The 24,382-nt window shown below is 70.3% G+C and carries 20 protein-coding genes, 1 tRNA gene and 1 pseudogene; 10 read left to right on the top strand and 12 right to left on the bottom strand.

The genetic code is table 11. The features are described from left to right. The first annotated feature begins 19 nt into the window (after positions 1-19). The 6 genes from ACFYV5_RS25750 (at position 20) to ACFYV5_RS25775 (ending at position 6,642) form a co-directional block, all read left to right on the top strand. Entirely contained in the window at positions 20-433 is a 414-nt protein-coding gene (locus tag ACFYV5_RS25750; protein WP_389172280.1) for a hypothetical protein, read from the top strand. Positions 434-867: 434 nt separating this feature from the next. Further along, positions 868-2,100 carry a branched-chain amino acid ABC transporter substrate-binding protein gene (locus tag ACFYV5_RS25755; RefSeq protein ID WP_355111238.1) on the top strand — a complete coding sequence of 411 codons (1,233 nt, stop codon included), beginning with the start codon at positions 868-870 and terminating at the stop codon, positions 2,098-2,100. Between the two features lie 105 nt (positions 2,101-2,205). Beyond that, positions 2,206-3,138, top strand: coding sequence for a branched-chain amino acid ABC transporter permease (locus ACFYV5_RS25760; RefSeq protein ID WP_355111237.1), 933 nt, complete (start codon positions 2,206-2,208; stop codon positions 3,136-3,138). 5 nt (positions 3,139-3,143) lie between these two features. Further along, positions 3,144-4,901, top strand: coding sequence for a branched-chain amino acid ABC transporter permease (locus ACFYV5_RS25765; protein ID WP_389172283.1), 1,758 nt, complete (start codon positions 3,144-3,146; stop codon positions 4,899-4,901). 5 nt (positions 4,902-4,906) lie between these two features. After that, positions 4,907-5,929, top strand: coding sequence for an ABC transporter ATP-binding protein (locus ACFYV5_RS25770; RefSeq protein WP_389172579.1), 1,023 nt, complete (start codon positions 4,907-4,909; stop codon positions 5,927-5,929). Beyond that, complete coding sequence (locus ACFYV5_RS25775; protein WP_355111231.1) at positions 5,926-6,642, top strand: ABC transporter ATP-binding protein; 717 nt, start codon at positions 5,926-5,928, stop codon at positions 6,640-6,642. The genes ACFYV5_RS25770 and ACFYV5_RS25775 overlap by 4 nt, the downstream gene beginning before the upstream one ends. Positions 6,643-6,720: 78 nt before the next feature. On the opposite strand, the gene ACFYV5_RS25780 is transcribed toward ACFYV5_RS25775, so the two are convergent. Continuing rightward, the gene (locus ACFYV5_RS25780) at positions 6,721-7,380 is read right to left on the bottom strand and encodes a response regulator (protein WP_355111230.1); all 660 of its coding nucleotides are present in this window, start codon (positions 7,378-7,380) and stop codon (positions 6,721-6,723) included. A 93-nt stretch (positions 7,381-7,473) separates the two neighbouring features. Here ACFYV5_RS25780 and ACFYV5_RS25785 point away from each other — a divergent pair. Further along, positions 7,474-7,556: transfer RNA gene (locus tag ACFYV5_RS25785), tRNA-Leu, on the top strand. Positions 7,557-7,640: 84 nt separating this feature from the next. Then, positions 7,641-8,429: a helix-turn-helix domain-containing protein gene (locus tag ACFYV5_RS25790; protein WP_389172286.1), complete on the top strand. Its 789-nt coding sequence runs from the start codon at positions 7,641-7,643 to the stop codon at positions 8,427-8,429. Between the two features lie 17 nt (positions 8,430-8,446). On the opposite strand, the gene ACFYV5_RS25795 is transcribed toward ACFYV5_RS25790, so the two are convergent. The 4 genes and pseudogenes from ACFYV5_RS25795 to ACFYV5_RS25810 all read right to left on the bottom strand — a co-directional run. Beyond that, complete coding sequence (locus ACFYV5_RS25795) at positions 8,447-9,085, bottom strand: dihydrofolate reductase family protein (RefSeq protein WP_389172288.1); 639 nt, start codon at positions 9,083-9,085, stop codon at positions 8,447-8,449. Between the two features lie 106 nt (positions 9,086-9,191). After that, entirely contained in the window at positions 9,192-10,145 is a 954-nt protein-coding gene (locus ACFYV5_RS25800; RefSeq protein ID WP_389172290.1) for a DUF4331 family protein, read from the bottom strand. Between the two features lie 53 nt (positions 10,146-10,198). After that, entirely contained in the window at positions 10,199-11,635 is a 1,437-nt protein-coding gene (gene pyk, locus ACFYV5_RS25805; RefSeq protein WP_389172292.1) for a pyruvate kinase, read from the bottom strand. Positions 11,636-11,765: 130 nt separating this feature from the next. After that, positions 11,766-12,656 (bottom strand): annotated as a pseudogene (locus ACFYV5_RS25810) (RNA polymerase sigma factor); the annotation flags it as partial. 142 nt (positions 12,657-12,798) lie between these two features. Between ACFYV5_RS25810 and ACFYV5_RS25815 the strand changes: the two are divergent. Then, complete coding sequence (locus ACFYV5_RS25815) at positions 12,799-13,425, top strand: TetR/AcrR family transcriptional regulator (RefSeq protein ID WP_355111221.1); 627 nt, start codon at positions 12,799-12,801, stop codon at positions 13,423-13,425. A 470-nt stretch (positions 13,426-13,895) separates the two neighbouring features. Here ACFYV5_RS25815 and ACFYV5_RS25820 read toward each other — a convergent pair whose 3' ends face one another. After that, on the bottom strand, positions 13,896-14,579 hold the full coding sequence (locus tag ACFYV5_RS25820) for an SIMPL domain-containing protein (protein WP_355111219.1): 684 nt from the start codon (positions 14,577-14,579) through the stop codon (positions 13,896-13,898). A 135-nt stretch (positions 14,580-14,714) separates the two neighbouring features. On the opposite strand from ACFYV5_RS25820, the gene ACFYV5_RS25825 reads away from it, so the two are divergent. Beyond that, positions 14,715-16,514 (top strand): bifunctional metallophosphatase/5'-nucleotidase, encoded by a 1,800-nt coding sequence (locus ACFYV5_RS25825; protein ID WP_389172295.1) that lies wholly within the window; start codon positions 14,715-14,717, stop codon positions 16,512-16,514. A 1-nt stretch (position 16,515) separates the two neighbouring features. Here the strand turns inward: ACFYV5_RS25825 and ACFYV5_RS25830 are convergent, their stop codons facing one another. The 6 genes from ACFYV5_RS25830 to ACFYV5_RS25855 all read right to left on the bottom strand — a co-directional run bounded on the left by ACFYV5_RS25830 (position 16,516) and on the right by ACFYV5_RS25855 (position 24,375). After that, the gene (locus ACFYV5_RS25830; protein WP_389172297.1) at positions 16,516-17,928 is read right to left on the bottom strand and encodes a lysine N(6)-hydroxylase/L-ornithine N(5)-oxygenase family protein; all 1,413 of its coding nucleotides are present in this window, start codon (positions 17,926-17,928) and stop codon (positions 16,516-16,518) included. Beyond that, positions 17,925-19,373: a pyridoxal phosphate-dependent decarboxylase family protein gene (locus ACFYV5_RS25835; protein ID WP_389172299.1), complete on the bottom strand. Its 1,449-nt coding sequence runs from the start codon at positions 19,371-19,373 to the stop codon at positions 17,925-17,927. The genes ACFYV5_RS25830 and ACFYV5_RS25835 overlap by 4 nt, the downstream gene beginning before the upstream one ends. 224 nt (positions 19,374-19,597) lie before the next feature. After that, positions 19,598-22,084, bottom strand: a complete 2,487-nt coding sequence (gene pepN, locus ACFYV5_RS25840; protein WP_389172301.1) for an aminopeptidase N — start codon at positions 22,082-22,084, stop codon at positions 19,598-19,600. Between the two features lie 94 nt (positions 22,085-22,178). Further along, positions 22,179-23,171, bottom strand: a complete 993-nt coding sequence (locus ACFYV5_RS25845; protein ID WP_389172303.1) for an asparaginase — start codon at positions 23,169-23,171, stop codon at positions 22,179-22,181. Next, positions 23,171-23,476, bottom strand: a complete 306-nt coding sequence (locus tag ACFYV5_RS25850) for a chorismate mutase (RefSeq protein WP_355111210.1) — start codon at positions 23,474-23,476, stop codon at positions 23,171-23,173. The genes ACFYV5_RS25845 and ACFYV5_RS25850 overlap by 1 nt, the downstream gene beginning before the upstream one ends. Before the next feature lie 11 nt (positions 23,477-23,487). Continuing rightward, the gene (locus tag ACFYV5_RS25855) at positions 23,488-24,375 is read right to left on the bottom strand and encodes an AraC family transcriptional regulator (RefSeq protein ID WP_355111208.1); all 888 of its coding nucleotides are present in this window, start codon (positions 24,373-24,375) and stop codon (positions 23,488-23,490) included. Positions 24,376-24,382 lie beyond the last annotated feature (7 nt).

Raw genomic sequence — 24,382 nt, forward strand, 5'->3', positions numbered from 1 at the left:
ATCCCCTAGCGTCCCGGGCATGGGCTTCCCGCCGTACGCTCCGGCCGGGGCCGCGCTCGCCGCGGTCCTGGCCGTCGGCGCTCTGGCCACCCTGCCGGGCTGCTCGGGCGACCGCCCCGAACCGGCTCCGCCGCAGGTCAGGACGGCGGTGGACATCTGCACCGACCTCGTCGCCTACTGGGTGAAGGAAGCGCTCGCGGGGAGCAGGTGGGCCGGACTCGACTGGGAGCAGAAGGGGCTCTCGAACGAGCAGTTGACGATCCACGACGAGGTCCTCGCGAGCGCGCGCGCCGAGGAGCGCTCCGAGGGCCGCGAGGCCGCGGAGGCCTTCACCGACCGGGAGACGCGAAGACGGTGCGCGTCGGCGAACGGCGCGACCGGCAGCTCGGAGAACTGGACCCTCCGCACCAGGACCGCTCGTAACGCTCCGTGACACGGACCCGCGACAAGCAGACCGGCACACTCAGCGTTCCGTCCGCTGACGTTTGAGTGAGTGTCCGATATCCGGATACCGACAGAAGCGGTCCGACAGGAGCAAGATCTGCTCAAGCCCCTTAGCGGAACTGCACGTTCTCACTATGTGAACACGACGTTGCTGACCCTAATGCCCCGATTTGCCCACCCCATGTCCACCTCCTCTCCCCCTCGCGATAACAAGACAGTCACATCCTGACCTCCCCGCTCCCCACCTCCCCCACCTGCGCTTAGAGTCACCGCCAGTCACCGCGCCGCCGGGCGCGTCAGCTGCACGGCCTGCACCACCCAGTCATCCCCAGTACGGCCCGGCATTCACCAACGGCACCTCAAGCTTCACGCTTCACGGCACCGCCTCAGCTCGAGGGGGCCGCGCCAGGGAAAGGATTCATCGTGCGACACCGTTCCTTGCTCATCCTCACCACCGTGATCACCACGGGAGCACTCACGCTCACCGCCTGCGGTTCGCGCGACGACAAGGGTGGCAGCGACAACACGAGCGGCGGCACCACCGTCGTCATCGGCGTCGACGCGCCGCTCACCGGTTCGCTCTCCGCGCTGGGCCAGGGCATCAAGAACTCCGTGGACCTGGCGGTCCAGACCGCCAACAAGAACAAAGAAGTCCCGGGCGTCACCTTCAAGATCGAGGCCCTCGACGACCAGGCCGTCCCGGCCACCGGCAAGGCCAACGCCACCAAGCTCGTCGGCATCAAGGACGTCCTCGGCGTCGTCGGCCCGCTGAACTCCGGCGTCTCCCAGTCCATGCAGGCGGACTTCGACAAGGCCAACCTGACCCAGGTCTCCCCGGCCAACACGAACCCCTCGCTCTCGCAGGGCGACAACTGGGGCAAGGGCGAGTTCAAGCGCCCCTTCAAGACCTACTTCCGTACCGCCACCACGGACGTCGTCCAGGGCAAGTTCGCCGCGAACTACCTCTTCAAGGACGCCGGCAAGAAGAAGGTCTTCGTCGTCAACGACAAGCAGACCTACGGCGCCGGCCTCGCCGCGATCTTCGCCGAGGAGTTCAAGCGCCTGGGCGGCACCGTCGTCGGCACCGACTCCGTCACCGTGAAGGAGACCGACTTCTCCTCCACCGCCAACAAGATCAAGGGCTCCGGCGCCGACTCCGTCTACTTCGGCGGCCAGTACCCCGAGGGCGGCCTGCTCTCCGACCAGGTCAAGAAGACCGGCGCCAAGATCCCCACCATGGGCGGCGACGGCATCTACGACCCGCAGTTCATCAAGGCCTCCGGCGAGGCCAACGACGGTGACCTGGCCACCTCGGTCGGCTTCCCCGTCGAGAAGCTCCCGACCGCCAAGAAGTTCATCGCCGACTACAACGCGGCCGGCTACAAGGACCCGTACGCGGCCTACGGCGGCTACTCCTACGACGCCGCCTGGTCCATCATCCAGGCCGTCAAGGCCGTCGTCGCCGCCAACGACGGCAAGCTGCCCGACGACGCCCGCGCCAAGGTCACCGAGGCCATGGCCAAGGTCTCCTTCGAGGGTGTGACCGGCAAGGTCTCCTTCGACCAGTACGGCGACACCACGAACAAGCAGCTCACCGTCTACCAGGTCAAGAACGGCGCCTGGGTCGACGTCAAGTCCGAGACCTTCAAGGACTGACACCCGCACTGCCCCGCACACGCACCACCTGAACCAAGCCGCGCGAGGGCGCAAACAGCGCCCTCGCGCGGTGTCATATCCGACACGCTCATCGGAGGCCCTGCGGTGAACGAACTGCCGCAACAGCTGGCCGACGGCCTTGCCCTGGGGGCCCTTTACGGCCTCATCGCCATCGGTTACACGATGGTCTACGGCATCGTCCAGCTCATCAACTTCGCCCATGGCGAGATCTTCATGATCGGGGGCTTCGGCGCCCTCACGGCGTACACGATCCTGCCCGAGGGCACCGCCCTCGTGATCGCGATACCCGTGATGCTGATAGGCGGCGCGGTGGTCTCCGTGGCCGTCGCCACCGCTGCCGAACGCTTCGCCTACCGGCCCCTGCGCGGCGCCCCGCGCCTCGCCCCCCTCATCACGGCGATCGGCCTGTCGATCGTGCTCCAGCAGCTCGTCTGGGGCTTCTACCCCGGAGCCAAGAGCCCGGTCAGCTTCCCCGAGTTCAAGGGCGACAGCTTCCAGATCTTCAACGACCTGGCGATCTCCCGCGCCGACGCGTTCGTCCTCGTCGCCGCCCCGGCGTGCATGCTCGCCCTCGGCCTCTTCGTCTCCAAGAGCCGCAGCGGCCGCGCCATGCAGGCCACGGCGCAGGACCCCGACACCGCGAAGCTGATGGGCATCAACACCGACCGCATCATCGTCATGGCCTTCGCCATCGGCGCCGCGTTCGCCGCGGTCGCCGCGGTCGCCGAGGGCCTCGACAAGGGCCAGATCCGGTTCGAGATGGGCTTCCTGCTCGGTCTCAAGGCGTTCACCGCCGCCGTCCTCGGAGGCATCGGCAACATCTACGGCGCCATGATCGGCGGCGTCGTGCTCGGCCTCGCCGAAACGCTCTCCATCGCCTACGTCGAGCACATCCCCGGGATGGCACAGTTCGGCGGCGGCGCCTGGAAGGACATCTGGGTCTTCTCCCTCCTGATCCTGGTGCTCCTCTTCCGACCACAAGGCCTCATCGGCCAGCGCGTCGCGGACAGGGCGTGATCGTGATGACGACCGACCTCACCAAGACCCCGGCACCGGCCGACGCCCCGGAGAAGACCGACGCCCAGCGCCCCGGCCTCCTCCACTGGATCGTCGCGGCCGGCGGCCTCGCCACCGTCGCCAGCACCTTCCTCGCCTGGACCTACACCAGCGAGTTCCCCGGCGACCTCACCGTCACCGGCTATCCCGGCGGCCTCCAGGTCCTCACCCTCGTCGCCGGCCTCCTGCTGACGCTCTTCGCCCTCTCCGGACTCGGCATCAAGGGCCTGCGCTGGCTCACCCCCGGCGGCTCCACGAAGGCCCTCCAGTTCCTCGCCCTCGGCGCACTCGGCACCACCTGGTACACCGTGCTCGCCATCGCCGTACAGCTCGGCGGCCTGGCCCACCTGGAGCCCGGCGGCTTCGTCGCCGCCGTCACCACACTCGTCCCGCTCGCCGCGTTCGCGCTCAAGGACGACACCCGCAAGCCGGCCAAGCCCAAGGAGATCCCCTCCTGGGCCGAGATCCTGATCATCGTCGCCGCCTTCGCCCTCGGCATGTACGCCGTCACGTACGGCATCTCCACCGAGTACCCCGAACTCTTCATCGGCTACCTGCTCCTCGCGGGCTTCGGCGCCGGCGCGCTCAACAAGTCCGGCCTCATGAGCCGTATCTCGGCCATCGCGTCGAAGAACAAGCAGGTCGCCGCCGTCGCGGCCTTCGCCGCCGCGGCCGTCTTCCCCTTCACCCAGACCACCGACACGTTCACCGTGATCGCCGTGCAGATCCTCATCTTCGCCACGGTCGCCCTCGGACTGAACATCGTCGTCGGCCTCGCCGGACTGCTCGACCTCGGATACGTCGCCTTCCTCGGCGTCGGCGCCTACACGGCCGCCCTCGTCTCCGGATCCACCGCCTCCGCGCTCGACATCCAGCTCCCGTTCTGGGTCGCCATGATCATCGGCGCCATCGCCTCACTGATCTTCGGCGTCATCATCGGCGCACCGACCCTGCGACTCCACGGCGACTACCTCGCCATCGTGACGCTCGGCTTCGGCGAGATCTTCCGCATCACCGTCAACAACATGGACGGCGACAACGGACCCCAGATCACCAACGGCCCCAACGGCATCCCGAACATCCCGGCGCTGAACATCTTCGGCTACGACTTCGGCGAGACCCACACCATCCTCGGCGTGGAACTCGGCAGTTACGCCAACTACTACCTGCTGATGCTCCTCGTCATGGTCTTCGTCGTCCTGGTCTTCAGCCGGGCACAGGACTCCCGCATCGGCCGCGCCTGGGTCGCCATCCGCGAGGACGAGACCGCCGCCACCGCCATGGGCATCAACGGCTTCCGGGTCAAGCTCATCGCCTTCGCCCTCGGCGCCACCCTCGCCGGCGTCGCCGGCACCGTCCAGGCCCACTTCCAGGGCACGGTCCTCCCCGAGATGTACGTGTTCGCCGGCCCCGTCGCCCCGAACTCCGCGTTCCTCCTCGCGGCCGTCATCCTCGGCGGCATGGGCACCATCCGCGGCCCGCTCCTCGGCGCGGCGCTGCTCTTCCTCATCCCCGAGAAGCTGGCCTTCCTCAAGGACTACCAGCTCCTCGCGTTCGGCCTCGCGCTCATCCTGCTGATGCGCTTCCGCCCGGAGGGCCTCATCCCCAACCGGCGCGCGCAGCTCGAGTACCACGAGCACGACGAGAAAGCTGACACACCCGACGTACCGGACCAGCGGCCCGCCGCCGACCCCATCGTCGGAACCTCGAAGGCGGGTGCGTGAACGCCATGACGACGACCACCACCACGACGGCCACGGCCGCCACCGTCCTCGACGCCAGCGGTGTCACCATGCGCTTCGGCGGACTCACCGCCGTACGCGGAGTGAACCTCACCGTCCGCGAGGGCGAGATCGTCGGCCTCATCGGCCCCAACGGCGCCGGCAAGACCACCTTCTTCAACTGCCTGACCGGTCTGTACGTCCCCACCGAGGGACAGGTCAGCTACAAGGGCACCGTGCTGCCGCCCAAGCCGCACCTGGTCACCAAGGCCGGCATCGCCCGCACCTTCCAGAACATCCGCCTCTTCTCCAACATGACGGTCCTGGAGAACGTCCTCGTCGGACGCCACACCCGGACCAAGGAGGGCCTCTGGTCCGCGCTCCTGCGCGGCCCCGGCTTCAAGAAGGCCGAAGTCGCCTCCCGCGAACGCGCCATGGAGCTGCTGGAGTTCGTCGGCCTGGCGAACAAGGCCGAGCACCTCGCCCGCAACCTGCCCTACGGCGAACAGCGCAAGCTGGAGATCGCCCGCGCACTGGCGAGCGACCCCGGCCTGCTGCTCCTCGACGAGCCGACGGCCGGCATGAACCAGAACGAGACCCGCACCACCGAGGAACTCGTCTTCGCCATCCGCGACAAGGGCATCGCCGTCCTGGTCATCGAGCACGACATGAAGTTCATCTTCAACCTGTGCGACCGCGTCGCCGTGCTCGTCCAGGGCGAGAAGCTCGTCGAGGGCACCTCCGACGTCGTCCAGGGCGACGAGCGTGTCGTCGCCGCGTACCTCGGCACGCCGTTCGAGGGCGCGCCGGGCGCGGAGGAGGTCGCCGAGGTCGAGGCGGCGGAGGCACACGCGGAGGAGGCCGCGGAGGCGGAGGCCGAGGACGAGGCTGAGGCCGAGCCTGAGGCCGAGCCTGAGGCCGAGGCTGACGAGGCCACCGAGGCCCCCGAGGCCACGGACGCCCCCGAGGCCGACGCCCCGGAACCCGCCTCCGAGGACGCGGACAGCACCACCGAAGGAGACTCCAAGTGACCGCACTTCTCGAGGTCGAGGACCTCAGGGTCGCCTACGGCAAGATCGAGGCCGTCAAGGGCATCTCCTTCACCGTCGAGGCCGGACAGGTCGTCACCCTCATCGGCACCAACGGCGCCGGCAAGACCACCACCCTCCGCACCCTCTCCGGCCTCATCAAGCCCGCCAGCGGAAAGATCACCTTCGACGGCCAGGTGCTCAACGGCATCCCCGCCCACAAGGTCGTCTCCCTCGGCATGGCCCACTCCCCCGAGGGCCGGCACATCTTCCCCAAGCTGACCATCGCCGAAAACCTCCAGCTCGGCGCCTTCCTCCGCAAGGACAAGGACGGCATCGAGCGAGACGTCCAGCGCGCCTACGACCTCTTCCCCATCCTGGGCGAACGTCGCAAGCAGGCCGCCGGCACCCTCTCCGGCGGTGAACAGCAGATGCTGGCCATGGGCCGCGCCCTGATGTCCCAGCCCAAGCTGCTCATGCTCGACGAGCCCTCCATGGGCCTCTCCCCGATCATGATGCAGAAGATCATGGAAACCATCGCCACCCTCAAGGCCGAGGGCATGACCATCCTGCTCATCGAGCAGAACGCCCAGGCCGCGCTCTCCCTCGCGGACTACGGCTACGTCCTGGAGGTCGGCTCCGTCAAGCTCTCCGGCACCGGCCAGGACCTGCTCCACAACGACGACGTCCGCAAGACGTACCTCGGCGAGGAGTAGACCGCCGCACCACAAGCAGAAGGCCCGCCCCACAAGGATGTGGGGCGGGCCTTCTCCTGTACTGCGCCGGCGCCGGGGCTACTGGCCGCCCTTCGCCGCCTTCTTCTCCTCGGCGTCCTCGATGACCGCCTCCGCGACCTGCTGCATCGACATACGACGGTCCATGGACGTCTTCTGGATCCACCGGAACGCGGCCGGCTCGGTCAGACCGTACTGCGTCTGCAGAATGCTCTTCGCCCGGTCCACCAGCTTCCGCGTCTCCAGCCGCTGCGAGAGGTCGGCGACCTCCTTCTCCAGCGCCCGCAGCTCCGCGAACCGGGACACGGCCATCTCGATGGCCGGCACGACATCGCTCTTGCTGAACGGCTTCACCAGGTACGCCATGGCTCCGGCGTCCCGGGCGCGCTCGACGAGGTCGCGCTGCGAGAAGGCGGTGAGCATCAGAACGGGGGCGATGGACTCCCCCGCGATCTTCTCCGCCGCGGAGATCCCGTCCAGGACGGGCATCTTCACATCGAGGATGACCAGGTCGGGCCGGTGCTCCCGAGCGAGCTCGACGGCCCGGGCACCGTCGCCGGCCTCGCCGACGACCGAGTAGCCCTCTTCTTCGAGCATCTCTTTGAGGTCGAGGCGGATGAGGGCCTCGTCCTCGGCGATGACGACGCGGGTCGTCAGCGGCGGGACGTGCGACGCGTCGACGTCGTCGGCGGCGGGCTGGGGCGACTCGGGGGCGGTCACGGGGGCTCCTCGTTCGGGGCGTGGTGCTGCACCGTGAAGCCTACCTAGTGGGCCTGGCCAGCGCGCACACGGTATGCTGCACGCGGTCACCCTGCCGGGTTGGTGGAACGGTATACACGGAGGTCTCAAACACCTCTGCCCGAGAGGGCTTGCGGGTTCGAGTCCCGCACCCGGTACTGGTTCCGAAGCGGACGTTCACCTTCGCGTGAATGTCCGCTTTTTGCCACCTGCAGCCAGGAAGCGTTGCGCAGAGTAGTCGCATGAACTTCCATGGCACAGAGGTACGCCAGCGGGCGCTCACCCTGCTCCGAGGCGGGACCAAGAACGCGGACGTGGCCCGCAAGCTCAATGTCCCCACGGGCACGATCAGCTACTGGAAGCACGTAGACCGCGCGAAACGCGGCGAGTGTCCCGGCAGGCACAATCCCCAGTGCCCTCGCTGTGATGGTCGCGAGCTGGACGAAGCTGCGTACGCCTACCTCCTCGGGCTCTATCTCGGCGACGGGCACATCATCCAGAACCGGGCGATGCGCGTGCCCAGCCTCTCCGTCACGTGCACGGATTCCTGGCCCGGCCTCATCGTGGCGTGCGTGGAGGCCATGCAGTCCGTTTTCCCGGGAAACTCCGCGTCCAAGGTGCAGCGGGGGGGCTGCCAGGAGGTGAAGATCTACTCCAAGCACCTGTGGTGCCTGTTCCCCCAGCACGGGCCCGGCAGGAAGCACGAGCGGCGCATCGTCCTCGAACCCTGGCAGCAGGAGATCGTCGACGCGCACCCCTGGGCGTTCATCCGGGGGCTCATCCACTCCGACGGGTGTCGGATCACCAACTGGACCACTCGGCTCGTGGGTGGTGAGCGCAAGCGGTACGAGTACCCGCGGTACTTCTTCACCAATAAGTCGGACGACATCCGGAAGCTGTGCGGCGACACCCTCACCAAGGTCGGTGTCGAGTGGACGACCACCGCCCGAGGCGTCGACCCGTACAACATCTCCGTCGCCCGCAAGGCCTCCGTCGCGCTCATGGATCTGCACGTGGGGCCCAAGTCCTGAGCCCCTGACCCCGCGCGTCAGCGGCGGACCAGCATCGCGTGTGTGACGGTCGGCGAGCTGACCAGCTCGGAGACCCGGTAGCCGGCGATTCCGTCGCCCAGGTTGTCGAGCAGTCGTTCCCCCCTCCCGATGAGCATGGGTGCGATCACCAAGTGGAGTTCGTCGATCAGCCCGGCGCGCAGATATTGCTGGATGACCGCCGCGCCCCCGCCGATCCGGACGTCTTTGCCGCCCGCGGCGTCGAAGGCGCGCTGGAGCACCGTCTCCAGCGGCTCGTCGGTGAAGTGGAAGGTCGTTCCGCCGGCCATCTCGAGTGTGGGGCGCAGGTGGTGGGTGTGTACGAAGACGTCGTGGTGGTAGGGCGGGTTGTCGCCCCACCAGCCCTTCCAGGACTCGTCCTCCCAGGGTCCGCGCTGCGGCCCGAACATGTTCCGGCCCATGATCGTGGCGCCGATGTTCTGGTCGGCGCGGGTGAAGTGGTCGACGTCGATTCCGGTCTTTCCCGCGGCGGAGTCTTCCCTCGCGGAGACGAACCAGCTGTGCAGCTCGTCGCCCCAGCCGACGCCGTCGCCGAACGGAGCGTCGAGGCGCTGGTTCGTGCCGGCCGTGAAGCCGTCGAGGGAGATTGTCACGTTGTGTACGCGGACCTTGGGCATGGCCGTCGCCTCTCGTGTGGATGTCGTTCTCTCACCCATGCGTCGTACGGAGCCGGCATGGATCGACATCCGCGGGCACATTTTTTTCGGCGGACCGCCCCTCCGCTCAGTGTGGTGTTCCCAGGTAGGGGAAGTGTGGCAGGAGGTCGGCGTGGGGGCCGATGTGGTCCGTGGTGATCTTGCCGTTGGAGATCATGGCGAGCCGGGCCGAGGTGACGTCGTCGGAGAGCGTGCGGCCGTTGGGGTACGAGGCGGGGCGGGAGCGGTCGTAGCGGAGGATGTCCGGGAGGACCGTGCGCAGGGTTTCTTCGGCGGCTTCGGGGGTGTAGCCGCCGGTGTGGGCGAGGGCGGCTTTCCAGGGTTCGAGGTAGGTGACCCGGTCGTCGGCCGGTTCGCCGGCGTTGTAGGCGTCCTTGGCCTCGTCGGCGTTGAGGTAGGCGGTGAGGGAGGGGTGGGCGCCGCGGTCGACGGACTTGAGTTCGCCGTCGGTGTGGAGGCTGACGCGGGCCCAGACGCCGATCTTCGGGTTGTCGCCGAGTTCGTTGTCGGGCATTTCGATGGCGATACCGAAGACGTTCTTGTCGGCGCCCCAGTCGGTGCCGGTCCACTGGAATTCGGCGACAATGCCGTCGAGGTCGGCGAAGAAGGGGTCGCTGCGGAGTCCGGCGGAGACCTTGTAGCCGTCGGCTTCGGTGACGGAGAGTTCACGGCCGAAGGAGACGGGGACGTCTGTGAAGAGGGGGGTGCCGGCGGCTTCGTGGCTGCGGGCTTCGGTGCCGGTGGCGCGGTGTACGGCGAGCGTCTGTTCGCCGTCGTTCGCGGGGTCGGAGAAGGTGAAGCTGTAGGCGATGTCGGCTTGGTTGTCGCCGTCGGTGTCGATGTTGATGCGGTAGACGGCGTCGGGGTGGAACGCGGTGCCGCCGGTGGGGGCGATGGGGTTGACGTTCATGATGAGCGCTGTGCGCCCGCCGGGGACGGTGAAGGCGAAGAGGTCCGTGAGGTCCAGGCGGGCGTCGTCCATCGGGGAGCGCAGGTGGGGTCCGCTGAGGTGGTGTGACATGGCGCCACTGTTGCCGTACGAGGGTGTGGTCGGCGGCGACGGGGCCGCCGTGGTCACTCCTTCGGGCTGTCGTCCTCGCCGATGTGGTGGACACGGACGAGGTTGGTGGAGCCTGCGACGCCGGGCGGGGAGCCGGCGGTGATGACGACGATGTCGCCCTTTTGGCAGCGGCCGATGCGCAGGAGTTCTTCGTCGACCTGGGCGACCATGGCGTCGGTGGAGTCGACGTGGGGGCCGAGGAAGGTTTCGACGCCCCAGGTGAGGTTGAGCTGGGAGCGGGTGGCGGGGTCGGGGGTGAAGGCGAGGAGGGGGATGGGTGAGCGGTAGCGGGAGAGGCGCTTGACGGTGTCGCCGGACTGGGTGAAGGCGACGAGGAATTTGGCGCCGAGGAAGTCGCCCATCTCGGCGGCGGCGCGGGCGACGGCTCCGCCTTGTGTACGGGGTTTGTTCCGCTCGGTCAGCGGCGGCAGGCCCTTGGCGAGGACGTCTTCCTCGGCGGCTTCGACGATCCGGCTCATGGTGCGGACGGTTTCGATGGGGTGTTTGCCGACGCTGGTCTCGCCGGAGAGCATGACCGCGTCGGTGCCGTCGATGACGGCGTTGGCGACGTCGCTGGCTTCGGCGCGGGTGGGCCGGGAGTTGTCGATCATCGAGTCGAGCATCTGGGTGGCGACGATGACCGGTTTGGCGTTGCGCTTGGCGAGTTTGATGGCGCGCTTCTGGACGATGGGGACCTGTTCGAGGGGCATCTCGACGCCGAGGTCGCCGCGGGCGACCATGATGCCGTCGAAGGCGGCGACGATGTCGTCGATGTTGTCGACGGCCTGGGGCTTTTCGATCTTGGCGATGACGGGGAGGCGGCGGTCCTCCTCGTCCATGATGCGGTGGACGTCCTCGATGTCGCGGCCGCTGCGGACGAAGGAGAGGGCGATGATGTCGGCTCCGGTGCGCAGGGCCCAGCGGAGGTCGTCGATGTCCTTGTCGGAGAGGGCGGGGACGGAGACGGCGACTCCGGGGAGGTTGAGGCCTTTGTGGTCGGAGACCATGCCGCCTTCGACGACGCGGGTGTGGACGCGGGGTCCGTCGACGGAGGTGACTTCGAGGGTGACGCGGCCGTCGTCGACGAGGATGCGTTCGCCGGTGGTGACGTCGGTGGCGAGTCCGTCGTAGGTGGTTCCGCAGATGTGGCGGTCGCCCTCGACGGGTTCGACGGTGATGGTGAAGTCGTCGCCGCGTTCAAGGAGTATGGGGCCTTCGCGGAAGCGGCCGAGGCGGATCTTCGGGCCTTGAAGGTCGGCGAGGACGCCGATGCTGCGGCCGGTCTCGTCGGAGGCTTTGCGTACGCGCTGGTAGCGCTCCTCGTGTTCGGCGTAGGTGCCGTGGCTGAGGTTGAGTCGGGCGACGTCCATTCCCGCTTCGACCAGTGCCTTGATCTGGTCGTATGTGTCGGTGGCGGGGCCCAGGGTACAAACGATTTTTGCTCGGCGCATGGTTCGAGCGTAGGGCTTACCGGTGGGTAGAGAAGTGGGTCGCCATGTCTGTTCAACAACCTTTGCGTGAAAGGTTGTTGACAAGTCTTGAATATGTGCGGGCGGGTGCTCCGATGAGCGTGTTCCGGGGTCAGGAGAGGTAGGCGCGGAGGCTCCGGGAGCGGGCGGGGTGGCGCAGTTTGGACATGGTCTTGGCTTCTATCTGGCGGATGCGTTCGCGGGTGACGCCGTAGACCTTGCCGATCTCGTCGAGGGTGCGGGGGTCGGTGCCGTCGAGTCCGTAGCGCAGGGTGATGACGCCGGCTTCGCGTGCGGTGAAGTCGGCGAGGACGGTGGCGAGGTGCTTCTTGAGGAGGTCGGCGGCGACGATGTCCTCGGTGGTGGGGGCGGTGGTGTCCTCGATGACGTCGCCGAGTTCGCCGTCGCCCGTTTCGTCGCCGAGGGGGGTGTGGAGGGAGACGGGTGCGCGGTCGTAGCCGCGTACCTGGCTGATGCGGGCGGTGGTGGTGTCGAGGGCGGTGGCGAGTTCTTCGTCGGTGGGGGTGCGGTCGAGTTCGGCGGTCAGCTCGCGGGTGGCGCGGGTGAGTCGGTTGATCTCCTCGACCATGTGGACGGGGACGCGGATGGTGCGGGACTGGTCGGCGAGGGCGCGGCCGATGGCCTGCTTGATCCACCAGGTGGCGTAGGTGGAGAGCTTGAAGCCCTTGGTGGGGTCGAACTTCTCGATGGCGCGGAGGAGGCCGAGGTTGCCTTCCTGGACGAGGTCGAGGAAGGGCAGGCCGCGGCCGGTGTGGCGTTTGGCGATGGAGACGACGAGGCGGAGGTTGGCCTCCAGCATCCGGTCCTTGGCGCGGCGGCCGTCGCGGGAGGTGTGTTCGAGGTCGGGGGTGGGGGTGCCGGTGTCGGCGATGCGTTGTTCGGCGGCGATTCCGGCCTGGACGCGGAGGCCGAGGGTGACTTCTTGTTCGGCGGTGAGGAGGGGGATGCGGCCGATCCGGCGGAGGTAGTCGCGGATGGGGTCGGTGTGGAGCGTGAGCGCGGTCTGGGTGTGCACGTGGGGCCCTTCGGTCGGGACCTGTTCTTTATGACGGGCCTAAATTTAGGCTGGACCCAGCTACTAGGTCAAGCATAAATTTATGACCGACCTATGAGAGGCTGGTTCCATGAGCGCACACTCCCTTCGGGAGCAGAAGAAACAGCAGACCAGGCAGGCGATCTCGGACGCGGCGACGGGCCTGTTCATCGAGCGGGGCTTCGACCGGGTGACGATCGCCGACGTGGCGGCGGCGGCCGGTGTCGCGAAGATGACGGTCACGAACTACTACCCGCGCAAGGAGGACCTGGTCCTCGACCTGAGCGAGGAGTTCGTGGCGGGCGCGGCGCGGGCGGTGGCGGCTGGGCGGGCGGCCGGGGTGCCGGCGGTGGAGGCCCTGCGCGAGGACTATCTGGCGGCGGTGGAGCGGCGGGATCCGGTGATCGGGTTCGCGCCGGAGCCGTTCGCGCGGATGCTGACGGAGAGCCCGGTGCTGCTCGCCCGGCTGCGCGAGTTCCACGAGCAGCGGGAGGCGGCGCTGGCGGAGGTGCTGGCGGAGGACTGGCCGGCCGGCGACATCACTCCGCTCGCGGTGGCGGCGCAGCTGGGCGGGGCGCTGCGGGTGCTGTTCGGGCGGCTGGTGGAGCGGGTGCTGGGTGGGGAGGGGGTGGAGGCGATCGCGGTGGCGCATGCGGCGGAGGCGGGGCGGGTGTTCGCGCTGTTGCCTCCCCCACCCCACCCCTCCCCGAAACTCTGACGAGACCGGGGGCTCCGCCCCCGAGCCCCCACGCGGCGGCTTCGCGCCGCGGACGCGGGGCGGGGGCTTCGCCCGGCGGGCGCGGGGCGGGGGCTTCGCCCGGCGGACGCGGAGGCGGGGGCTTCGCGCCGCGGGCGCGGGGCTGACGGGTCCTCGGACCCGCGGGCCGCAGGGCGCGGGCCGCGGGGTGCGGGGCACCCGGGCGCGACGCCTCGGGCCGCCAGACCGCAGGCCGTCGATCCGTGGCCGTGACCCATGGGCCGTCAGGGCATCAGGCTCCGGGACGTCAGGCCCCAGGACGCCAGGCCCCAGGCGGCGGGCCGCCGAGCCACGGGCCGTCAAGCCCCAGGCGGCGGGCCCCAGGCCGTAAGCCCCGGGACGTCAAGCCCGAGGCCGCCAGGCCCCAGGCGGCGGGCCGCCGAGCCACGGGCCGTCACGCCTCAGGCCGTCAGGCCCCAGGACGTCGCTCGTCAAAGGGTCGGTGGGGTCATGGTGAAGCGGGCCATCACCTCCGCCGTGAGGGTTTGGCGTTGGGGTTCGAGGGCGAGTGGTGGGGGCGTGTCGATGGATTCCGCGGCGAAGGACATCCGCATGCCGCCCATCGGGGCGGGTGGCGGGGTCAGGCCCGTGTCCGAGAGTTCCAGGAGGGCGGAGAGGGTGGTGCCGAGCGCCGCCGCGTAGGCGCGGGCGCGTTGGACCGCCTCGCCCACCGCCGTGCGGCGCGCCTCCTCGTACGACGGGGAGTCGGGGCGCAGCGCCCACCAGGGGCCGTCCACCTGGGTCAGGTCCAGGTCGGCGAGGCGGGTGGTGAGTTCGCCGACGGCGGTGAAGTCGTTGAGTTCGGCGGTGAGATGGACCCGGCCCTGGTAGGCGCGTACGCGTTCGCCCCGGCCGTGCCTGCTCGGTTCGGGTGCGATCGAGAAGGCGCCCGTCTCCAGTTTCTCGACGGCCTCGCCGTAGGACTTGATCAGGTCGAGGGCGAGCGCGTTGCGCCGGGTCAGGTCGGTCAGGGTGGCGGCCCGGTCCGTGCCGCGGGCGCTCACCGTGACGCCGATGCGGGCGATCTCCGGGTCCACTTCGAGTCGTGCCTCGCCCCGGACCGCCACCTGCGGCGCCTCCGGGGTCGGGTGTGGAGTCGGGTGTGGGGTCGTCACTGCGGGCTCCCTCGACGAACGGACGGTGCGATGCCCGCACACTTTCCCACTCCGTAATCAGAAAGGTCTGTTGCCGACGTGGCGCGTGAGCCAGAATCTACGCGCGTTGTGCGCCACTGGACCAAGGAGAACCACATGCCGCTGAACCGCCGGACGTTCCTGGAGAGCTCCGTCGCCGTCGGGGCCGGAGCCGCCCTCACCACGGGGGTCGCCGCCGCCCCGGCGCAGGCCCACGGGCCTGGCCCCCGGCCGGCCAAGCGGTACTCGTTCACCGTGATGGGCACCACCGACCTGCACGGCAACGTCTTCAACTGGGACTACTTCACCGACAAGGAGTTCGACGACAAGGCGCACAACGACGTCGGCCTCGCGAAGATATCCACCCTCGTCAACCGGGTCCGCGAGGCGAAGGGGAGGCGCAACACGCTCCTCATCGACGCCGGTGACACCATCCAGGGCACCCAGCTCTCGTACTACTACGCCAAGGTCGACCCGATCACCCGGGCCGGCGGCCCCGTGCACCCCATGGCGCAGGCGATGAACGCCATCGGCTACGACGCCGCGGCCCTCGGCAACCACGAGTTCAACTACGGCATCCCGGTGCTCCGGAAGTTCGAGGAGCAGTGCGACTTCCCGCTGCTCGGTGCCAACGCGCTCGACGCGAAGACGCTGCGGCCGGCCTTCCCGCCGTACAGCATGCACCGGCTGCGCACCCCGCACGGCCGGGACGTGAAGGTCGCGGTGCTCGGCCTGACCAACCCCGGCATCGCGATCTGGGACAAGGCCAACGTCACCGGCAAGATGGTCTTCCCCGGCCTGGAGGAGCAGGCGGCGAAGTGGGTGCCGAAGCTGCGTTCCATGGGCGCGGACGTGGTCGTGGTGTCGGCGCACAGTGGTTCCAGCGGGACGTCGTCGTACGGTGACCAGCTGCCCCACATCGAGAACGCGGCCGGTCTCGTGGCCGAGCAGGTCCCGGGGATCGACGCGATCCTCGTCGGGCACGCCCACACCGAGATCCCGGAGTACCGGGTGACGAACAAGGAGACCGGCAAGGACGTCGTGCTGTCCGAGCCGCTGAAGTGGGGGCAGCGCCTGACCCTCTTCGACTTCGACCTCGTGTGGGAGAAGGGCCGCTGGGTGGTCGAGAAGGTCGGCGCCCAGGTGCTGAACTCCAACACCGTGGACGAGGACCCGGAGATCGCCGGGCTGCTCTCGGACGAGCACAAGAAGGTCGTCGCGTACGTCAACCAGGTCATCGGTACCTCCGGCGCGACCATGGCCACCGCCGACGCGCCGTGGAAGGACGAGCCGATCATCGACCTGATCAACCACGTCCAGGCGGAGACGGTGAAGGCGGCGCTGGCCGGCGGCGAGTACGCCGCGCTGCCCGTCCTCTCGCAGGCGTCCTGCTTCTCCCGCACCGCCGCGATCCCGGCCGGTCAGGTCACCATCAGGGACGCCGCCGGGCTCTACCCCTTCGAGAACACCCTGGAGGCCCGCCTCCTGACCGGTGCCCAGCTGAAGGACTACCTGGAGTTCTCGGCGCGGTACTACGTACAGACCCCGGCCGACGCGCCGGTGGAGCCCGCGAAGCTGACGAACGCGGGCGGCATCCCGGACTACAACTACGACGCCGTGTACGGCGTGACGTACGAGATCGACATCGCCCGGCCGGCCGGCTCGCGGATCGTGAACCTGGCCTTCGGCGGCGAGCCGATCGACCCGGCCGCGCGGTTCGTGCTCGCCGTGAACAACTACCGTGCCAGCGGCGGCGGCGCGTTCCCGCACATCGCGGGCGCCCAGCAGCTGTGGGCGAACTCGGACGAGATCCGCAACACCATCATCCAGTGGGTGCAGGCGAAGGGGTCGATCGACCCGGGCCGGTTCGCGTCGGTGGACTGGAAGCTGACCCGGGGCGGTACCCCCGTCTTCTAGCTCAGTTCTGCGTGAGAGGCGTCAGCTCCTGGCCCTGGGCCGGGATGCGCGGCGCCTCTCGCCGTTCCAGGCCGAAACTGGTGAACGCGGTGCGGCGCGGCAGCGGGTAGGGCTCCTTGCCGGTGAGCGAGTTCAGGATGGTCGCGCTGCGCCAGGCGGCGAGCCCGAGGTCGGGGGCGCCCACGCCGTGGGTGTGCTTCTCGGCGTTCTGTACGTAGACGGAGCCGGTGACGGACTCGTCGAGGATGAGCCGGAACTCGCCGTCGATCCTCGCCCGCCCGGCCGAGTCGTGGCGCGTGTACGGGTCGAGTCCGGCGAGCATCCGGTCGAGCGGGCGCTCCTTGTAGCCGGTGGCGAGGACGACGGCGTCGGTGGTGAGGCGGGAGCGGGTGCCCTCCTGGACGTGCTCCAGGTGCAGTTCCACCTTGGTGGTGGCGACGCGGCCGGCGGTGCGGACGTGGACGCCGGGGGTGAGGACGGCGTCGGGCCAGCCCCCGTGCAGGGTGCGCCGGTAGAGCTCCTCGTGGATGGCGGCGATGGTGTCGGCGTCGATTCCCTTGTGCAGCTGCCACTGGCGGGGCACGAGTTCGTTGCGCACCGGCTCGGGCAGGGAGTGGAACCAGCGGGTGTAGTCGGGGGTGAAGTGTTCCAGACCGAGCTTGGAGTACTCCATCGGAGCGAACGCCTCGGTCCGCGCCAGCCAGTGGATCTTCTCGGCGCCCGCGGGCCGGGCCCTGAGGAGGTCGAGGAAGACCTCGGCCCCGGACTGGCCGGATCCGATGACGGTGACGTGTTCGGCGGCGAGGAGCCGCTCGCGGTGGTCGAGGTACTCCGCCGAGTGGATGACGGGGACGTTGGGAGCGGCGGCGAGCGGTTTCAGCGGCTCGGGGACGTACGGCTCGGTGCCGACGCCCAGGACGATGTTCCGGGCGTACGCGCGGCCCAGCGCCTCGGCCTCGCCGTCCGCGTCGAGCTGGGTGAAGTCCACCTCGAACAGGGCGCGTTCGGGGTTCCAGCGGACGGTGTCGACCTGGTGGCCGAAGTGCAGACCGGGGAGGCGGGAGCTGACCCAGCGGCAGTAGGCGTCGTACTCGGCGCGCTGGATGTGGAACTTCTCCGCGAAGTAGAAGGGGAAGAGCCGGTCGCGGGTGCGCAGGTAGTTGAGGAAGCTCCAGGGGCTGGCGGGGTCGGCGAGGGTAACGAGGTCGGCGAGGAAGGGGACCTGGAGGGTGGCGCCCTCGATGAGGAGGCCGGGGTGCCAGTGGAAGGCCGGGTTCTGCTCGTAGAAGGCGGTGGCGAGGCCGCCGGGGACGCCCTGGGCGAGCGCGGCGAGGGAGAGGTTGAAGGGGCCGATGCCGATGCCCACCAGGTCGTGGGGCTGATCGAGGTCTCGCTGGGGCGTGCTGCCGGTCATCGGTCGGTGCTGCCTTCCGTCTGTGCTGCTACGAGCGTGAGGATCTCTTCGAGGTCGCCGGGGGTGGCGTGGGGGTTGAGCAGGGTGGCCTTGAGCCAGAGCCGGCCGTCCTGGTGGGCCCGGCCGAGGACGGCGCGGCCCTGGGTGAGGAGGGTCCGGCGGATCGCGGCGACGGTGGTGTCATCGGCGTGCTCGGGCCGGAAGAGGACGGTGGTCAGGGTCGGGTGTTCGTACAGCTCCAGGCCGGGGGCCTTCTCGACGAGGTCGGCGAGGTGGCGGGCGAGCGCGCAGACCCGGTCGACGAGCTCACCTAGTCCGGTGCGGCCGAGGGCGCGCAGGGTGACGGCGATCTTGAGGATGTCGGGGCGGCGGGTGGTGCGCAGGGAGCGGCCGAGGAGGTCGGGGAGGCCGGCCTCGGTGTCGTCGTCGGCGTTGAGGTAGTCGGCGGTGTGGGAGAGGACGGCGAGGTCGGCCGTGTCGCGGACGGCGAGGAGTCCGGCGGCGACCGGCTGCCAGCCGAGTTTGTGCAGGTCGAGGGTGACGGTGCGGGCGCGGTCGAGGCCGGTGAGGAGGGGGCGGTGGGTGTCGCTGAAGAGGGCGGCGCCGCCGTAGGCCGCGTCGACGTGGAGGTCGGCCCCGTGGGCTTCGCAGAGCGCGACGATCTCGGGGAGGGGGTCGATGCGGCCGGTGTCGGTGGTGCCGGCGGTGGCCACGACGAGGAGGGGGCCGGGGAGGTCGGTCAGTGCCTCGTCGAGGGCGACGGGGTCGAGGGTGCCGTTGGGGGTGGGCACGGTCACCGGCTCGGGCAGGCCGAGGAGCCAGGCGGCGCGGCGGAAGGAGTGGTGGGCGTTGGCACCGACGACGGCGCGGACCGCGTGGCCGGGGCCGTGGCGCTCGCGGGCGAGGAGGAGGGCGAGCTGGTTGGACTCGGTGCCGCCGGTGGTGACAAGGGCGTCGGGGTGGGGCGCGGTGGGGGACGCGGCGGTGGAGTACGCGGCCGGGGAGTACGCGGCCGTGGGGTACACGGCCGTGGCCAGGGCCTCGGTGACGAGGTCCTCCAGGGCGGAGGCGGCGGGGGCCTGGTCCCAGGAGTCCATGGAGGGGTTGAGCGCGGAGGCGGCCAGGTCGGCGGCGGCGGCGAGCGCGAGGGGAGGGGTGTGGAGGTGGGCGGCGCAGAGGGGGTGGGCGGGGTCGGCGGCGCCTTGGGCGAGGGCGGTGACGAGGGTGCGGAGGGCGGCGGTGGGGGTGGTGCCGGTCTCGGGGAGTACGGCTCCTCCGAGGGCCTCGCGCACCTGGGCGGTGACCTCGTCCGGGCCTCCGGCGGGGATCGGGCCGCCGCGTGCGTGCGCGCCGTCGCGGAGGGCGCCGAGGACGGTGTCCAGGAGGGGGCGCAGGGCGTCGGGGCCGGTCTCGCCTCCGGCGAGGGGTGGGGGTGAGGCACGCATGGGCACGAGCGTGCCGGGGGTTCTGGGGGTTTGTCCGACGATGTCGCCGGAGCAACCCGAACGGGGGACGGGGGCCTTGGAAAGGCCGCCCGGTCCCCCGGTGGACGGTAGAAGTGCGGGCCGGTTGTCGGGTTGTGCCCACCGGTCCCGCCCAGCGGGACGATTGCCCACAACCCAAGAGGGCGCGCCCCCGCTGCGGTGGGGGCGGGGCACGAGCCCCCAGGTCAGGGCTTGCGCACGCGCAAAGCGCGGCGGAGGTCGTCGAGTTGGTCGACGAGTTTGCGGTGGAGGGCCGGGATCTGGGTGTCGTGCGTCAGGTGGTGCTCGCCCCAGGCCAGGGCCTCCGCGTCGATCGCGTACGCCGGGAAGGCGTAGCGACCCGCCGCCTCGGCCATCGCGGGGCCGCGGCGGGCGCCGAGTGCGGCGGCGGCCGGGTAGAAGCGCGGGACGTACTCCCGTACGAGATCGGCCTGTTCGGGCTGCCAGAAGCCCTGGGCCGTCGCGGTGAAGAGATAGTTGGAGAGGTCGTCGGAGTCGAAGAGCCGGGACCAGGCGGCCGCCTTCGCCGCCGCGTTCGGCAGGGCGGCGAGGCAGCGGGCGGCACCCTCCTGGCCGGTGGCGCTGGGGTCGCGCTTCAGCTCCGCGTCGATCGCGGCCTCGTCGACGGCGTCGAGGACGGCGAGCCGGGCGAGGATGCGCCAGCGCAGTTCCGGGTCGATCTCTGGGCCGCCGGGGACGGTTCCCTCGGCGAGCCAGGCGGCGATGGTGTCGGGCTGGGTGGCGCTGCTGATGAACGTACGGACGGCCGTGAGGCGCAGGCCGGGGGCTTCGCCGTCCTCGGTGCGGCGGATGAGGTCGCGGGCGATGCCCGTGAGCAGGGTCAGGGCCGCGGGGCGCTCGGCGGCCGAGACGTACCGGTCGGCGATCTGGGTGCGGGCGAAGGCGAGGACGCCCTGTACGACGGCGAGGTCGGTCTCCTCGGAGAGGTGGGCGCGGGCCGCCTCCAGGTAGGCGGAGGGCTCCAGTTCGCCGTCGCGGACCATGTCGCGCAGGGTGTTCCAGACAAATGCGCGGGTGAGGGGGTCCGGGATGCCGGAGAGCGAGCGCAGCGCGGTCTCCAGCGATGCCTCGTCCAGGCGCACCTTGGCGTAGGTGAGGTCGCCGTCGTTGAGGACGACGAGGGCCGGGCGCGGGCCGGGGAGCTGGACGGGTGACGTCGCGGTGTGCGGGACGTCGACGTCGAGGCGCTCGCGCGGGACGAGGCGGCGGCCGTCGACGAGGTCGCGGTCGTAGACGCCGACGGTGATCCGGTGCGGGCGGCTGCCCGCGTGCTTGACCCTGAGGGTGGCGCCGTCGAGTTCGGGGGTGAGGGTGTCGACGCCCGTGGTGCGCAGCCACCGCTCGGCCCAGCCGTGGACGTCGCGGTCGGTGGCGGAGGCGAGGTTGTCGATGAAGTCGGCGAGGGTGGCGTTGCCGAACTTGTGTCGCTTGAAGTGGGTGTTGATGCCGGCGAGGAAGTCCTTCTCCCCCATCCAGGCGACGAGCTGGCGCAGGGCGGAGGCGCCCTTGGCGTAGGAGATGCCGTCGAAGTTGAGCAGCGCGGAGGCGGTGTCGGGGACGGCGTCGGGGTCGGGGGCGACGGGGTGGGTGGAGGGGCGCTGGTCGGCGTCGTATCCCCAGGCCTTGCGGGCGATGCCGAAGTCGATCCAGGTGTCGGGGAAGCGGTCGGAGCAGGCCTCGTTGACGGTCTGGTAGCCCATGTACTCGGCGAAGGACTCGTTCAGCCAGATGTCGTCCCACCAGCGCAGGGTGACGAGGTCGCCGAACCACATGTGGGCCATCTCGTGGGCGATGACCATGGCGCGGGTCTGGCGCTCGGTGACGGTGACGGCGGAGCGGAAGACGAACTCGTCGCGGAAGGTGACGAGGCCCGGGTTCTCCATGGCGCCCGCGTTGAACTCGGGGACGAATGCCTGGTCGTAGGAGTCGAAGGGGTAGGGCTCCTCGAACTTCTCGTGGAAGCGGTCGAAGCAGGCCTTGGTGACGTCGAGGATCTCGTCGGCGTCGGCGTCGAGGTGGGGGGCGAGGGAGCGGCGGCAGTGGATGCCGAAGGGGAGGCCCGCGTGCTCGGTGCGAAGGGAGTGCCAGGGTCCGGCGGCGACGCAGACGAAGTAGGTGGAGAGGAGAGGGGTGGGGGCGGCCTGCCAGCGGCCGTCGGGCTGCTGCTCGGTGATGCCGTTGGCGAGGACGGTCCAGCCCTCGGGGGCGGTGACGCCCATCTCGAAGACGGCCTTGAGGTCGGGCTGGTCGAAAGCGGCGAAGACGCGCTGGACGTCCTCCATGAAGAGCTGGGTGTAGACGTACGACTCGCCGTCCGCGGGGTCGGTGAAGCGGTGCATGCCCTCGCCGGTGCGGGAGTACCGCATGGTGGTGCTGATGCGCAGGGTGTGCTCGCCCTCGGTGAGGCTCAGGGGGAGCCGGTTCTCGTGGAGGGTGGCGATGTCCAGGGGTGCGCCGTCGAGGAGGGCGGAGTGCAGGGTCTCGGGCTTCAGCTCGACGAAGGTGTCCCCGGCGGTGCGGGCGGTGAACCGGATGGCACTTTCCGAGTGGAAGGTCTCGTCACCGAGGGTGAGGTCGAGGTCGACCCGGTAGTGGTGGACGTCGAGGAGCCGGGCACGGGTCTGCGCTTCGTCGCGCGTCAGTACGGACATGGGCCCCATGCTGCCTGATGCGCCCGCGCGGGGGCAGGGGGGTTTCCGCCCTCGCGCCGGGCCGGGTGCATCCTCGCGCCGGGCCGGTGCCGTCTCAGGCCAGGCCGGTGCCGTCGAGGTGGGCGAAGGCGGCGGCGATGCCCGGGCGGTCGTAGCCGGCCGGGCCCTTGGCGCCGGAGGAGAGCAGGGCGTGGAGGAGGAGTCGGGCCTTGGCGGGGTCGAGGGGGCCGGCGGGGACGAGGCCGCGGTGCAGCAGGTCGTACTCGGAGCCGGGGCCGCGGTAGGTACGGGTGAGGGTGGCGCCGGCGCCCGTGCGGGAGGCGAGGACGACCGGGATGCGTGCGGCGAGGTCGGCCAGGGGCTCGACGAGCCGGGTGGGGACGTGACCGGCGCCGAAGGCGGCGACGACGAGGCCGTCGAAGCGGGAGTCGACGGCTTCGAGGAGTTCGCCGCGGTCGCCGACGGTGAGGGTGATCAGGGCGACCCGTACCGCCGGGTCGAAGCGCAGCGGGTGGATCGCGCTGGTGGTGGTGGGGCGCAGCAGGATCCTGGGTTCGCCCTCCACGACCGTGCCGAGCGGGCCGGCGCCCGGGGAGGCGAAGGTGGTGACGGAGGTGGTGTGGGTCTTGCGGACGAGGCGGGCGGCGTGGATCTCGTCGGCGAGGACGACGAGGACGCCGAGGTCCCGGCAGCCGGGTCCGGCGGCGACGGCGAGGGCGGCGGCCAGATTGGCCGGGCCGTCGGCGCCGGGCAGGTCGGGGCGGCGCATCGCGCCGGTGACGACGATCGGTTCGGTGGTGACGCAGAGCAGGTCGAGGAGGAAGGCGGTCTCCTCGATGGTGTCGGTGCCCTGGACCACGACGACGCCGGAGCCGGCCGCGACGGTCTCCCGTACCTCGTGCGCGAGCGCGGCGAGGTCCTCGAAGGAGAGGGAGGAGCTGGGCAGCCGGCGGAAGTCACGGAGTTCCACCTCGGCGTCGGGGACGACGCCGAGCCCGGCCAGGACCTCGGCGCCCGTCATGCGCGCCGCGTCGCCGCCGCGCGCGGAGATGGTCCCGCCGAGGGTGAAGACCGTGACCCGGGCCATCAGCGTGCTCCGTCCGCGATCGTCTCGTGGTGGCGGATGACCTCCGCGATGATGAAGTTCAGGAGCTTCTCCGCGAACGCCGGGTCCAGTTTCGCGCTCTCGGCCAGTTCGCGCAGCCGGGCGATCTGGCTGGCCTCGCGGGCCGGGTCGGCGGGCGGCAGCTGGTGCCTGGCCTTGAGGACGCCGACCTGCTGAGTGCATTTGAAGCGTTCGGCGAGCATGTGGACGACCGCCGCGTCGATGTTGTCGATGCTTTCGCGCAGCCGGGTCAGTTCCGCGGTGACGGACTCGTCGATATCACTCATGAGCAGCGAGCTTAGACGGATCGGGTGGCGATCGTCGGAGGGTGTTCGGGATCCGGGATCCGGTTGCTCCAGCCGCCCGGGACGGTCCGCCCCTGCTGTTCCCGGAAGCGGATGGGGGCGGTGCCGACCCGGCGGGTGAAGAGGCGGGAGAAGTAGGCCGGGTCGTCGTAGCCGACGCGGCGGGCGACGGCGGCGACGGGCAGTTCGGTGGCGGCGAGGAGTTCCTTGGCGCGGCCGAGCCTGATGGAGAGCAGGTAGTCCTTGGGGCTGCAGCCGGCGGCGCGCCGTACGGCGGTGCGCAGCTCGGCGGGGGTCATGCCGTGGCGGGCGGCGTGTTCGGCGACGGAGAGCGGCTGGAAGGCGTCGCGGGCGAGGGCGGTCAGGACGGGGTCGCCGTCGGCGTTGGTGTCGGCGCGGGCGCGGCGCAGGGCGACGAGGAGCTCGTGGACGGCGGCGCCGGTCTCGACCTCCAGGAGCGGGTTGCCGCGGCGGGCGGCGCGGGCGATGCGGCCGATGGCGGCGCGGGGGGCGGCGGCGTCGGAGAGGGGGACGACGGGCCGGTCCGGTTCGATGTAGCCGAGCTCGGTGTAGGTGGTGGTGGCGGGGCCGCCGAAGTCGACGAAGGACTCGTCCCAGCCGGTTTCCGGGTCGGCGGAGTAGTGGTGCGGTACGCCGGGGGTGAGCCAGATGAGGGCGGGTGCGGTGATGGTGGTGCGCCGCCCGTCGGGGCCCCGGTACCAGCCGCTGCCGGCGCTGACGACGACGGCCACGTGGTGGTCGAGGGTGCGCGGGCCGACGGTGGGCAGGGTGCCGTGCTGCAGTCCGACGCCGAGGCAGACGAGCCCGAGGCGGTGGTGGACCGGGCTGGGCGTGAAGTAGCGCATCCAGGTGTGGTACATCGGCTCG

Source organism: Streptomyces sp. NPDC003035 (genome assembly GCF_042888285.1).
Taxonomy (GTDB): Bacteria; Actinomycetota; Actinomycetes; order Streptomycetales; family Streptomycetaceae; genus Streptomyces.

Bases quoted from the DNA above. Each gene is read 5' to 3' on its own strand.
- ACFYV5_RS25750 (WP_389172280.1), top strand. From the start codon at position 20: ATGGGCTTCCCGCCGTACGCTCCGGCCGGGGCCGCGCTCGCCGCGGTC.
- ACFYV5_RS25850 (WP_355111210.1), bottom strand. From the start codon at position 23,476: ATGAGTGATATCGACGAGTCCGTCACCGCGGAACTGACCCGGCTGCGC.
- pyk (WP_389172292.1), bottom strand. From the start codon at position 11,635: ATGCGCCGAGCAAAAATCGTTTGTACCCTGGGCCCCGCCACCGACACA.
- ACFYV5_RS25845 (WP_389172303.1), bottom strand. From the start codon at position 23,171: ATGGCCCGGGTCACGGTCTTCACCCTCGGCGGGACCATCTCCGCGCGC.
- ACFYV5_RS25855 (WP_355111208.1), bottom strand. From the start codon at position 24,375: ATGTACCACACCTGGATGCGCTACTTCACGCCCAGCCCGGTCCACCAC.
- ACFYV5_RS25770 (WP_389172579.1), top strand. From the start codon at position 4,907: ATGACGACGACCACCACCACGACGGCCACGGCCGCCACCGTCCTCGAC.
- ACFYV5_RS25830 (WP_389172297.1), bottom strand. From the start codon at position 17,928: ATGACCGGCAGCACGCCCCAGCGAGACCTCGATCAGCCCCACGACCTG.
- ACFYV5_RS25835 (WP_389172299.1), bottom strand. From the start codon at position 19,373: ATGCGTGCCTCACCCCCACCCCTCGCCGGAGGCGAGACCGGCCCCGAC.
- ACFYV5_RS25765 (WP_389172283.1), top strand. From the start codon at position 3,144: ATGACGACCGACCTCACCAAGACCCCGGCACCGGCCGACGCCCCGGAG.
- ACFYV5_RS25815 (WP_355111221.1), top strand. From the start codon at position 12,799: ATGAGCGCACACTCCCTTCGGGAGCAGAAGAAACAGCAGACCAGGCAG.
- ACFYV5_RS25795 (WP_389172288.1), bottom strand. From the start codon at position 9,085: ATGCCCAAGGTCCGCGTACACAACGTGACAATCTCCCTCGACGGCTTC.
- pepN (WP_389172301.1), bottom strand. From the start codon at position 22,084: ATGTCCGTACTGACGCGCGACGAAGCGCAGACCCGTGCCCGGCTCCTC.
- ACFYV5_RS25825 (WP_389172295.1), top strand. From the start codon at position 14,715: ATGCCGCTGAACCGCCGGACGTTCCTGGAGAGCTCCGTCGCCGTCGGG.
- ACFYV5_RS25800 (WP_389172290.1), bottom strand. From the start codon at position 10,145: ATGTCACACCACCTCAGCGGACCCCACCTGCGCTCCCCGATGGACGAC.
- ACFYV5_RS25790 (WP_389172286.1), top strand. From the start codon at position 7,641: ATGAACTTCCATGGCACAGAGGTACGCCAGCGGGCGCTCACCCTGCTC.